The 11200-nt window shown below is 66.7% G+C and carries 10 protein-coding genes and 1 pseudogene; 10 read left to right on the forward strand and 1 reads right to left on the reverse strand.

What is annotated here, in order from left to right; translation table 11 throughout:
- Positions 1–109 precede the first annotated feature (109 nt).
- From copC to fabI, 10 genes and pseudogenes are all read left to right on the forward strand, one after another.
- Positions 110–487 carry a copper homeostasis periplasmic binding protein CopC gene (copC, locus tag AC3WLM_RS20595; RefSeq protein ID WP_039335443.1) on the forward strand — a complete coding sequence of 126 codons (378 nt, stop codon included), beginning with the start codon at positions 110–112 and terminating at the stop codon, positions 485–487.
- Positions 488–491: 4 nt separating this feature from the next.
- Positions 492–1436 carry a copper homeostasis membrane protein CopD gene (gene copD / locus AC3WLM_RS20600; RefSeq protein ID WP_039335445.1) on the forward strand — a complete coding sequence of 315 codons (945 nt, stop codon included), beginning with the start codon at positions 492–494 and terminating at the stop codon, positions 1434–1436.
- Between the two features lie 36 nt (positions 1437–1472).
- On the forward strand, positions 1473–2147 hold the full coding sequence (locus AC3WLM_RS20605; RefSeq protein ID WP_017501308.1) for a class I SAM-dependent methyltransferase: 675 nt from the start codon (positions 1473–1475) through the stop codon (positions 2145–2147).
- A gap of 107 nt (positions 2148–2254) precedes the next feature.
- Positions 2255–4612, forward strand: a complete 2358-nt coding sequence (locus tag AC3WLM_RS20610) for a heavy metal translocating P-type ATPase (protein WP_039335449.1) — start codon at positions 2255–2257, stop codon at positions 4610–4612.
- A complete protein-coding gene (gene cueR / locus AC3WLM_RS20615; RefSeq protein ID WP_039335451.1) occupies positions 4609–5007 on the forward strand; it encodes a Cu(I)-responsive transcriptional regulator in 399 nt (132 codons plus the stop codon). Before AC3WLM_RS20610 ends, cueR begins: the two co-directional genes overlap by 4 nt.
- Positions 5008–5048: 41 nt before the next feature.
- Positions 5049–5222, forward strand: a complete 174-nt coding sequence (locus AC3WLM_RS20620; protein ID WP_021245222.1) for a hypothetical protein — start codon at positions 5049–5051, stop codon at positions 5220–5222.
- Between the two features lie 188 nt (positions 5223–5410).
- Positions 5411–7132: a PHA/PHB synthase family protein gene (locus AC3WLM_RS20625; protein ID WP_039335453.1), complete on the forward strand. Its 1722-nt coding sequence runs from the start codon at positions 5411–5413 to the stop codon at positions 7130–7132.
- Between the two features lie 3 nt (positions 7133–7135).
- Positions 7136–8563, forward strand: coding sequence for a bifunctional enoyl-CoA hydratase/phosphate acetyltransferase (locus tag AC3WLM_RS20630; RefSeq protein WP_039335455.1), 1428 nt, complete (start codon positions 7136–7138; stop codon positions 8561–8563).
- Entirely contained in the window at positions 8556–9746 is a 1191-nt protein-coding gene (locus tag AC3WLM_RS20635) for an acetate/propionate family kinase (protein ID WP_226018244.1), read from the forward strand. The genes AC3WLM_RS20630 and AC3WLM_RS20635 overlap by 8 nt, the downstream gene beginning before the upstream one ends.
- A pseudogene (gene fabI / locus AC3WLM_RS20640) lies at positions 9743–10516 on the forward strand (enoyl-ACP reductase FabI). Before AC3WLM_RS20635 ends, fabI begins: the two are co-directional and overlap by 4 nt.
- A gap of 27 nt (positions 10517–10543) precedes the next feature.
- Here the strand turns inward: fabI and AC3WLM_RS20645 are convergent.
- Positions 10544–10963: a hypothetical protein gene (locus tag AC3WLM_RS20645; RefSeq protein ID WP_039335459.1), complete on the reverse strand. Its 420-nt coding sequence runs from the start codon at positions 10961–10963 to the stop codon at positions 10544–10546.
- Positions 10964–11200: the final 237 nt, after the last annotated feature.

Below are 11200 nucleotides of genomic sequence, written 5' to 3' on the forward strand. Positions count from 1 at the left end.
CAATACGCAGGATGGTCCGGCAACCCTTGTCCGGGAACAAAAAGAAAATTGCGAGGGGTGCAGGTCGCGGCTGCGTATTGTCTCATGGGATCCACAGGAGAATGTTCCAATGCGTTTCTTTTCGCCTCTCGCAGCTATCGCCATCGTAGGCCTAAGTGTTTCGGCTCCGGCCTATGCCCATCCCAAGCTTGTATCCTCGGCTCCGGCCGCCAATGCCAGCGTCTCGGCGCCCTCGCGCATTACGCTTACGTTCAGCGAAGGTCTGATGCCCAGGCTGTCGGGTGCCGAGATCGTGATGACCGGTATGCCCGGCATGCCCAACCATCGCATGGCGGTAACCGGCTTCAAGACGTCCGTCGAAGGCGACAAGACGCTCGTGCTGACGCTCGCCAAGCCGCTCATGGCGGGCAGCTATCAGGTCGCCTGGCACGTCGTCTCGACCGACACGCACCGCATCCAGGGCAATCTCGCCTTTACCGTCAAGTGACGCCATGAACGACGTGGCACTCGTCGCCGTCCGCTGGGCGCTCTACGTCGATCTCGGCCTGTTGTTCGGCCTGCCGCTGTTCGCGCTCTATGCGCCCGGCGGCGGCCGGATGGTACAGCGGCATCTGCCGATGGTAGCAATGGTGGCCGGTCTCGCCTGTCTCGCCCTCCTGCTGTCGGCGCTGGGGTTCGCGTTGCAGGCAGCGGCCATGACCGGGCTGCCGCTCACCCAGCCTGATCTTTCCATGGTCGCAGAGCTGTTCAACGGCACGTCCATGGGAACGGCGCTGAAGGCGCGCCTCGTCGCGCTCCTCGTTCTTCTGCTCTCCATCCCCTTCTATCGCCGGCAATCCGGTCCTGCCTTCATCGCCTCCACTCTGGCAGGCGCGGTCGCACTCGCGACCCTCGCCTGGAGTGGGCATGGCGCGGCTGGCGAAGGCGAGGCGGGCTGGCTGCAACTGGGGGCCGATCTCATCCATCTGCTCGCCGCCGGCGCCTGGGTCGGCGCGCTTGCCGCATTCCTCGCGCTGGTACTTCCCAGGCTCGCAACCGACGATCTCGCCGCTCAAGACATGGACCGGGTCACGCTCGCCGAGGAAGCGTTGCGGGGCTTCTCCCTCGTCGGCACGATCATCGTCGCCCTGCTGATCCTGACCGGGACGGTGAACGGCTGGTTCCTCGTCGGTCCGGGCAACATCGCCTCGCTCGGGCAGTCGACCTACGGCCTGCTGCTCATCGCCAAGCTGCTGCTGTTCGCCGGCATGCTGGGCCTGGCCGCGCTCAACCGTTATCGCCTGACCCCGGCACTTGCGCAGGCGATCGAGGAAGAGGACGCGCCACGGGCGCAGGCGCTGCTGCGCGCGAGCCTCGTCGTCGAAGGCGGTCTTGCGATCGTCATTCTCGGGCTCGTCGCCTGGCTGGGGACACTATCGCCGCCCATGTCGATGTAGCTTATCGTTTCGGACGCCTCGCGTTGGGAGAAGCCAATGCAATCCTACACCCCGCCGCTCGGGACCGGATCGACGAAAGACTATGATCGCGCGATCCGCCTGTGGACGCGGGAGAAGCGGTGGCGTGCCGCCATGCTCGCCGCCCTGGCGCCCAAAGCCGGTGAGACGGTCGTCGACGTCGGCTGTGGCACCGGCAGCTTCGCGCTGATGCTCAAGCAAGCCGAGCCCAGGACGCAGGTGATCGGTCTCGATCCCGATGCCGAGGCGCTCGACATCGCGCGGCACAAGGCCGCTGTGCGGCGGGCCGATATCGACTGGCGTCAGGGATTTGCCAGGGACGTGGCCCCGGGTACCGCCGACGCTGTCGTGTCGAGTCTCGTGCTGCATCAGATGCCGGTCAGGGAGAAGGCGGCAACCCTGCGCGCCATGTTCGCCATGCTGCGCCCGGGTGGGCGCCTGGTGATCGCCGATTATGGCCGCCAGCAGGGTTTCATGCGGCTTGCCTTCCGCCTGACCGTGCAGCGGCTCGATGGCATCGATGATACCCGGCCCAATGCCGACGGCGTGCTCCCCGGCCTGATCGCGGCGGCCGGCTTCAGGCATGTGGCCGAGACGTTTCGGCTTTTGACCATCACCGGCGCGATCGACTTGTTTACGGCGCATCGACCGGCGCAGGACCACGGCCTTACGGTTGCCAATGACCTTGGCTGATGGCGGCCAGGCGAACGGGCCCGCCGATTTGTCCGCTTAGGCGATTACGTATTGACCCTGACACGGTGTCAGACCCTAGATCGTCAGGCGTCGAAAGGAGCAAGGCGATGAACGAGACACATGGAGCGGCGCATGGCGGCGGTTGCTGCGGCGGCCACAGCGCCGCGAAAGCGGCGACCGGCGTCAAGGACCCGGTCTGCGGCATGACCGTCGACCCGGCGACCACGGCGCATCAAGCCGAGCATGGCGGTGAACGCTATCATTTCTGCAGCGCGGGCTGCCGGGCAAAATTCATCGCCGATCCCGAGCGCTATCTCGGCCCGCCGGCACCGCCGGTCGCGGTGCCAGAAGGCACGATCTGGACCTGCCCTATGCATCCCGAGATCCGGCAGGACCATCCCGGGTCCTGTCCGATCTGCGGCATGGCGCTCGAACCCGCGACAGTAACCGCCGACAGCGGCCCCAGCCACGAACTGGTCGATTTCACACGGCGCTTCCGGGTCGGCCTGATGCTGGCCCTCCCGGTGCTGATCCTCGAGATGGGCGCGCATCTCTTTCCCGCGATCCATCGCCTCGTGCCGATGTCGATCTCGGTATGGATCCAGTTCGTGCTGGCGACACCCGTCGTGCTCTGGGCGGGCTGGCCCTTCTTCGAGCGTGGCTGGACCTCGCTCAAGACCCGCAACCTCAACATGTTCACCCTGATCGCGATGGGGACCGGGGTCGCCTGGATCTACAGCGTCGTCGCGACGCTCGCGCCCCAGCTGTTCCCGCCCGCCTTCCGCGGAGAGGACGGCATGGTTGCCGTCTATTTCGAGGCGGCCGCGGTGATCACTGTCCTCGTGCTGCTCGGCCAGATGCTCGAACTGCGCGCGCGCGAGCGGACCTCGGGCGCGATCAAGGCGCTGCTTAACCTTGCGCCAAAGACCGCGCGCCGGATCGGTTCCGATGGCAGTGAAGAGGAAATCAGCCTCGATCTCGTTGCGGTCGGCGACCGCCTGCGTGTGCGTCCCGGCGAGAAGGTGCCGGTCGATGGCGTGGTCGAGGACGGCCGTTCCTCGCTTGACGAGTCGATGGTCACCGGTGAGTCCATGCCCGTCACCAAGGCCAAGGCCGACACGGTGATCGGCGGCACGCTCAACCAGACCGGCGCGCTCGTTATCGTCGCCGACAAGGTTGGCCGGGACACCATGCTCGCGCGCATCGTCCAGATGGTCGCCGAGGCGCAGCGCTCGCGCGCGCCGATCCAGCGCATGGCCGATCAGGTGTCGGGCTGGTTCGTGCCCGTGGTCATCGCGGTCGCGGTGGTCGCATTCATCGCCTGGGGCATCTGGGGCCCCGAGCCGCGCTTCGCCTACGGGCTGGTTGCGGCGGTCGCCGTGCTGATCATCGCCTGTCCCTGCGCACTGGGTCTCGCCACGCCGATGTCGATCATGGTCGGGGTTGGCCGCGGCGCCGGGCTCGGCGTCCTCATCAAGAATGCCGAAGCGCTCGAGCATATGGAAAAAGTCGACACGCTCGTCGTCGACAAGACCGGCACGCTGACCGAAGGCCGGCCTGCCGTCACCCAGATCGTGCCGGCGCCCGGCTTCGACGAAGCCGAACTGCTGCGGCTTGCCGCCTCGGTCGAGCGGGCCTCCGAGCATCCGCTCGCGCTGGCGATCGTCGAGGCCGCCAAGGATCGCGGCATCCCCACGAGCGACGTCACCGACTTCGATTCCCCCACCGGACGCGGCGCGCTCGGCACCGTCGACGGCCGCCGGATCGTGCTCGGTAATGCGCGGTTCCTCTCGGAAGAGGGCATAGCAACCGACGCGCTGGCGGAGCAGGCCGACGCCCTGCGCCGGGATGGCGCCACCGCGATCTTCATCGGCGTCGACGGCACCGTCGGCGGCGCCTTTGCAATCGCCGATCCCGTGAAGCAGACGACGCCGGAGGCCCTGGCCGCACTCAAGGCCGAAGGCATTCGCGTGGTGATGTTGACTGGCGACAACCGCACCACAGCAGAGGCGGTGGCAAGGCGGCTCGGCATTGACGATGTCGAAGCCGAGGTACTGCCCGACCAGAAGAGTGCCGTCGTCGCGCGGTTGAAAAGCGAGGGGCGCGTGGTGGCGATGGCCGGCGACGGGGTCAACGACGCCCCCGCACTGGCTGCCGCCGATGTCGGTATTGCCATGGGCTCGGGCACCGACGTCGCGATCGAGAGCGCGGGCGTGACGCTGCTCAAGGGCGATCTCATGGGCATCGTGCGGGCACGGCGGCTGAGCCAGGCGACCATGTCCAACATCCGCCAGAACCTGGTCTTCGCCTTCATCTACAATGTCGCCGGGGTGCCGGTGGCGGCGGGCGCGCTCTATCCGCTGTTCGGCATCCTGCTCTCGCCGATCATCGCGGCCGCCGCCATGGCGCTCTCCTCGGTCAGCGTGGTCACCAACGCGCTGCGCCTCAACCGGAAAGCGCTGTGAACATCGGGGAGGCGTCGAAGCAAAGCGGGGTCTCGGAGCGGATGATCCGCCATTATGAGAAGATCGGCCTCATCCCGGCGCCGCCGCGCCGGGGAGCGGGTTATCGCGACTATGACGAGCGCGATCTTCATCGCCTGCGGTTCATCGCCAATGCGCGCGATCTGGGGTTTCCGATCGAGGAGATCCGGACCCTGCTCGGCCTGTGGGCCGACACGGGCCGCAGCAGCGCCGATGTAAAGCGGGTCGCGTTGGCGCGGGCGGAGGAATTGCAGCGCAAGGCCGAAGCGCTGACGACCCTGCGCGAGACCCTCGTCGATCTCGCCGAGCGCTGTCATGGCGACGAGCGGCCAGATTGTCCCATCATCGCCGAACTGAGTCTCGACAGAAAATGTTAGCGCCGGCCGCCTCTCGGACCAGACCCGCTCTGGCGGCCGGGGTGCTGATCGCACTTGGCATTCTCACGACGGGCCTCGCGATATATTTCCTCGCAGTCCGCCCGCCACTGCTGGCGGAGGATCTTCGCCATATCGGCGGCAACCCGCAGACCCTTTCGCCGGTATTGCGGGACTGGTTCGGCGGGATAGCTGGCTCGCCCGTGCGACCGCACTGAGCCTCCTGATCGTATTTGGCCGCTTTTCATACAGCAATGTCGTGCTGAGCTCTGACTTCTGGGGCTGGCATATGCGAGGCAATCCCTCCGTAGGACTACGGAGTGCGCAGAGGCTTCCTGCGCTTCAGGGCTTGTTGCACCGCAGCAGGAGCGAAAATGTGCAGAGTCGAAGCAATATCCCTGACCCGTTGGACGGTCTGGCCACGACGCTGGATCGGTCGAGCTTCGCCGCCATCGCGCAGCTGACTTCAGGCCAGTCGCCCGCCACTTTGGCGCAGTCTTTTTCCGACTGGTGGACGCACATTCTCTGCTCGCCAGGCAGGCAGCTGCAGCTCGCCGCCAAGGGCGGGCGCAAGCTGATGCGGCTCGCCGACTATGCCATGCGCAGCGCATCCGGCAGCGATCCCGAGCCGGCGATCGATCCGCTGCCCCAGGATCGGCGCTTCGCCGACGCAGCCTGGAAGCGCCATCCGTTCGACCTGATCGAGCAGGCCTTCCTGCTCCAGCAGCAATGGTGGCATGCCGCGACGACCGGCGTGAGCGGCGTCACCGGGCACCACGAAGCGATCGTCGAGTTCGCGACCCGCCAGATGCTCGACATGGTGTCCCCGACCAATTTCATCCCGACCAACCCCGTGCTCCAGCAGCGCATCCTCGAAACCGGAGGACAATGCCTTGTCGAGGGTGCGCGATTTTTTTGCGACGACCTGGAACGCCTGGTACGCGGGGAGCCCGCAGCGGGCACGGAGGCCTATCGGGTCGGCGAGAAGGTCGCAGCCACGGCTGGCAAGGTCGTGTTTCGCAACAGGGTCATGGAACTGATCCAATATGCGCCCGCAACCGAGACGGTGCGTCCGGAGCCGATACTGATCGTGCCGGCATGGATCATGAAATATTACATCCTCGACCTGTCGCCGGAAAATTCGCTCATCCGCTGGCTGGTAGGGCAGGGCTACACCGTGTTCTGCATCTCCTGGCACAATCCCGACAGCGCCGACCGCGATCTCGACATGGAGGATTATCGCCTGCTTGGGCCGATGGCCGCCGTGGATGTCATCCAGGCGATTACCGGCACCGAGAAGATCCACGCGGCCGGCTATTGTATCGGCGGCACGCTGCTCGCCATCACCGCGGCCGCGATGGCGCGCGATGAAGATGAGCGTCTGGCGAGCGTCACGCTGTTCGCCGCCCAGACCGAGTTCAGCGAGCCGGGCGAACTTGGTCTGTTCATCGACGAGGCGGAGATCAACCTGATCGATGCGATGATGTGGGCGCGCGGCTTTCTCGACAGCAGCCATATGGGCGGCGCCTTCCAGATGCTGCGGTCCAACGATCTGCTCTGGTCGCGCATCCTCTCGACCTATCTCATGGGCGAGCGCGAGCCGATGACCGACCTCATGGCATGGAACGCCGACGGCACCCGCCTGCCCTATGCCATGCACGCGCAATATCTTCGGCGCCTGTTCCTCGACAATGACCTGTCCGAAGGGCGCTACGAGGCCGGCGGCCACCCGGTCTCGCTCTCGGGGCTGCGCATGCCGATCTTCATGGTGGGCACGGAAACCGACCATGTCGCGCCGTGGCGCTCGACCCACAAGCTCCACATGCTGACGGGCGCGGAGATCCGCTTCGTGCTGACGAGCGGTGGCCACAATGCCGGGATCGTCTCCGAGCCCGGGCATCCTCATCGCCACTTTCGCGTCGCGACACGGATGCAGGATGGCCCGGCGCCAGGTCCCGATACCTGGCTGGAGCGGGCCGAGCTGCGCGAAGGGTCGTGGTGGCCGGAATGGAGTTCATGGCTTGGATCGCACTCGGGCAAGGCGGCCGCCCCACCGTCGATGGGCGCGCCCGAACGGAACTATCCGCCGCTCGGTGATGCCCCCGGGCGCTACGTGCTGGAGCGCTGAGCCATGGCCACCGCCAACCTCATCGAGAACCGCACGTTCGACGAGATCGCCGTCGGCGACACGGCCAGCCTCACCCGCACGCTGACCGCCGACGACATCCAGCTCTTCGCGGCGGTGTCAGGCGACGTGAATCCGGCGCATCTCGACCCTGTCTATGCCGAAACGGACATGTTCCACAGGGTCATCGCTCATGGCATGTGGGGCGCGGGGCTCATCTCGGCGATCCTGGGAACCGAGCTGCCAGGGCCCGGTGCGATCTATCTCGGCCAATCGCTTCGCTTCACCCGCCCGGTGGGCGTCGGCGACACCATCACGGCCTGCGTCACCGTCGCGCAGAAGCGCGCCGAGCATCATGTCATCGTTCTCGACTGCACCTGCGTGAACCAGAAGGGCGAGACCGTCATCAGCGGCCAGGCCGAGGTCAAGGCGCCCACCGAGAAAGTCAGCCGGCCCCGCATGCCGCTTCCCGACGTGCGGATCGCCAGCCATGACCGCTTCCGCCAGTTGATGGCGCGCGCCAAGGACGGATCTGCGTGCGTCACGGCCGTGGTCCATCCGTGCAGCGCCGACGCCATGCGCGCAGTGGCTGAGGCCGCCGACGCCGGCATCGTCGTTCCGATTCTCATCGGCCCTGCGGCGCGTATGACGAATGCGGCGAAGGACGCCGGTGTCGATATTGCGGCCTTCCGGGTGATCGACGTCCCGCACAGCCACGCCGCCGCCGCCGAAGCCGTCGCGCGCGTGCGGGCCGGCGAAGCCGCGCTGCTGATGAAGGGCTCGCTTCATACTGACGAGCTCATGGGCGCGGTCGTATCGTCCGACACGGGCCTTCGGACCGAACGCAGGATTAGCCACGCCTATGTGATGGACGTGCCCGGCTATCCGCGCCCGCTCATCATCACCGACGCCGCGATCAACATCGAGCCGACGCTTGAGGACAAGGCCGACATCGCGCGCAACGCGATCGACCTTGCCCATGTGATCGGGATCGAACAACCCAGGGTCGCGATCCTCGCCGCCGTCGAAACGGTCAATCCGAAAATGCGCACCACATTGGATGCCGCGGCGCTCTGCAAGATGGCGGACCGGGGCCAGATCGAAGGCGCGCTGCTCGATGGCCCGCTCGCCCTCGATAATGCGATCAGCGAGGCGGCCGTGCGCGAGAAAAGTATCGTCTCGCCGGTCGCCGGCCAGGCGGACATCCTGCTGGTGCCCGATCTGGAGGCCGGCAACATGCTCGCAAAGCAGCTGACCTTCCTGGGCGGCGCCGATGCCGCAGGCGTGGTGCTCGGCGGGCGCGTTCCGATCATCCTCACCAGCCGGGCAGACAGCGTGCGCACGCGCCTCGCCTCCTGCGCGCTCGCGGTGCTGCTGGCGCGGGCTGCGACCAAGGCGGCTCCCGGCGTTGCGGGACAGCGCCGCGATGGCTGAAATCCTGTGCCTCAACGCCGGTTCGTCGAGCCTTAAGTTCGCGCTCTACGCCGAGCCGGGCACTGATGAGCCCTCTTTGCTGGCGAGCGGCAAGATCGAGAATATCGGCCTTGAGCCGCACCTGATCGCGCGCGATGCGAAGGGGGATGTCCTTGCCGACCGGCGCTGGACGAAAGACGTCACGATCACGCATGAGACGCTGCTCAAGGATTTGCTGCGGGAGATCGAAGCTTCGGTCGGCGAGGATCTGATCGCGGTAGGACATCGGATCGTTCATGGGGGCGCTGACCATTCAGCGCCGGCGCGGGTCGACGCGCCACTCCTCGCCGCACTCGAGGCGCTTTGCCCACTGGCGCCATTGCATCAGCCCCATAATCTCGCCGCGGTCCGCGCCGTCTCCAGGCTGCGCCCCGCTCTGCTGCAAGTCGCCTGCTTCGACACCGGCTTCCATCATGGCCAGCCCCCGGTTGCGACGCGCCTCGCGCTGCCGCGCGCGCTCGGCGAAGAGGGCATGCGGCGCTACGGCTTTCACGGCATCTCCTACGAATATATCGCGCGGCAGCTGCGTTTGATCGATCCCGATACAGGCGGTGGCCGCACGATCGCCGCGCATCTCGGCAACGGGGCCAGCCTCTGTGCGATGGACGGGGGGCGCAGCATCGACACGACGATGGGGTTCACCGCACTCGACGGATTGGTGATGGGCACGCGGTGCGGAGCGCTCGACCCGGGCGCGGTGCTCTATCTTCTCCAGCAGAGGGGCATGACGGCGCGCGAAGTCGAGCATCTCCTCTACAGTGAGTCCGGCCTTTTGGGCGTGTCCGGCACATCGAGCGACATGCGCGCGCTTCTCGGCAGCGAAACGCCCGCCGCTGGGGAAGCGATCGACCTCTTCGTCTGGCAGATCGCGCGCCAGGCTGGCGCCCTCGCATCCTCGCTCGGGGGGCTCGATAGCTTCGTGTTTACCGCCGGGATCGGCGAGAATGCGCCTGAAATCCGCGCCCGCGTCGCCGATCGGCTCCGCTGGCTCGGCGTGGCGCTCGACACGGACGCGAATCTCCGCGGAGCGTCGGTCATCAGCGCGCCGTTCAGCCGTGTCACGGTGCGCATCATCCCGACCGACGAGGAGTGGATGATCGCCATCCACACCGCCGATCTTCTGCGTGAGGAGCCGAAACCATGAAACCTCTCGTCGATCTTACTGGCAAGCGCGGCCTGGTGATCGGCATCGCCAACGCGCAGAGCATCGCGGCGGGCTGCGCCCAGGCCTTCCACGACTGTGGCGCGAGACTGGCGGCGACCTATCTCAACGGAAAGGCCGAGCCGCTCGTGGCGCCCGTCGCGGAGACCCTGGGAGTCGAATGGCTCGCCGCGTGCGATGTCCGGGTGCCGGGCGAACTGGAGGCCCTGTTCGAGCGGGTGAAGTCCGAATAAGGCGGCCTCGATTTCCTGCTTCATTCGATCGCTTTCGCGCCGAACGAGGATTTGCACGGCCGCGTCGTCGACAGCTCGGCCGAAGGCCTCGCGCTGGCGATGGACGTCTCGTGCCACAGCTTCCTGCGCATGGCGCGTCTCGCCGAGCCGCTGATGTCGGATGGCGGCTGCCTGCTGTGCGTCACCTTCTACGGGTCGGAGCGGGTGGTCGAGCACTACAACCTGATGGGGCCGGTCAAAGCGGCCCTCGAAAGCGCGACCCGCTATGTCGCGGCTGAGCTTGGCCCCAAGGGCATTCGCGCCCATGCGATCTCGCCAGGCCCGATCGCGACCCGCGCTGCCAGCGGCATCGACCGCTTCGACGAGCTGCTCGAACGGGCCGCGGCGACGGTCCCGCAGCACCAGCTCGTGACCATCGAGGATGTCGGAGGGCTCGCCGCCTTCCTGGTGAGCGATGCCGGCCGCCATATCACCGGCACGATCATTCCGGTCGATGGCGGTCAGCACCTGCTCGGCTAGGGCGGCTCGCCGCGATCGGGGGCTATCCTATTTGTCGCTGGTGGCCTGCTTCTCGCCGTCGCCCGGGCTTTTCTGCCCGAACCATGGTCCGACAATGGCAGCAAAGGCATCCAGCGCCCCGGGAGCCGTCGGAGCGCTCGCGACGGCCTGCCAGGCCTGCTGCCATTCCTCGAACGCCGATCTTGTGCCGGCAATCATATGCTCGCGGACCGTGGCCATGTCCTCGAACAGTGCCCGCGGTCCGGCCGGGCTGACCGCGCCGGCGTCCGACGTCTTGTCCGTCGCGCCCGCAATCGAGGCACGCGCCTCTTCGGCGAAGCGGCCGGCGGCGCGGTTGCCGACCTCGAGCGACTCTTCGCCAACTTTCCGGGCGACTTCGGCGAGCTTCAGCATCAGGCCGACATTCGCTTTGGCGAGCGCGGCAAGTTGATCGACCGGATAGGGCATGGGACGATGAACCTTTCTCTTCGCGTCTAAGCTCCAGCGTATCGGGCATGCAGCCCTGGCCTGAGGCTCATCGCGTCGCGCCGCCGATATTCGGCGAGGCTGAATCAGAGAGAATCGGTAACTCTACGTATGCCGAATCTGCGGCTTGCCTGCGACGCTCAGCCAATGCACTTTTGGCTTGTCGTCCATGTCGTGCCCGCGGGCAGCGACTTCTACCCGTCCCGTCATGATCGCGGC

The organism is Novosphingobium sp. FW305-C-30-35 (assembly GCF_058783135.1).

Coding starts and splice junctions, on each gene's coding strand:
- copC (WP_039335443.1), top strand. CDS start 110: ATGCGTTTCTTTTCGCCTCTCGCAGCTATCGCCATCGTAGGCCTAAGT.
- copD (WP_039335445.1), top strand. CDS start 492: ATGAACGACGTGGCACTCGTCGCCGTCCGCTGGGCGCTCTACGTCGAT.
- AC3WLM_RS20605 (WP_017501308.1), top strand. CDS start 1,473: ATGCAATCCTACACCCCGCCGCTCGGGACCGGATCGACGAAAGACTAT.
- AC3WLM_RS20610 (WP_039335449.1), top strand. CDS start 2,255: ATGAACGAGACACATGGAGCGGCGCATGGCGGCGGTTGCTGCGGCGGC.
- AC3WLM_RS20630 (WP_039335455.1), top strand. CDS start 7,136: ATGGCCACCGCCAACCTCATCGAGAACCGCACGTTCGACGAGATCGCC.
- AC3WLM_RS20635 (WP_226018244.1), top strand. CDS start 8,556: ATGGCTGAAATCCTGTGCCTCAACGCCGGTTCGTCGAGCCTTAAGTTC.
- AC3WLM_RS20645 (WP_039335459.1), bottom strand. CDS start 10,963: ATGCCCTATCCGGTCGATCAACTTGCCGCGCTCGCCAAAGCGAATGTC.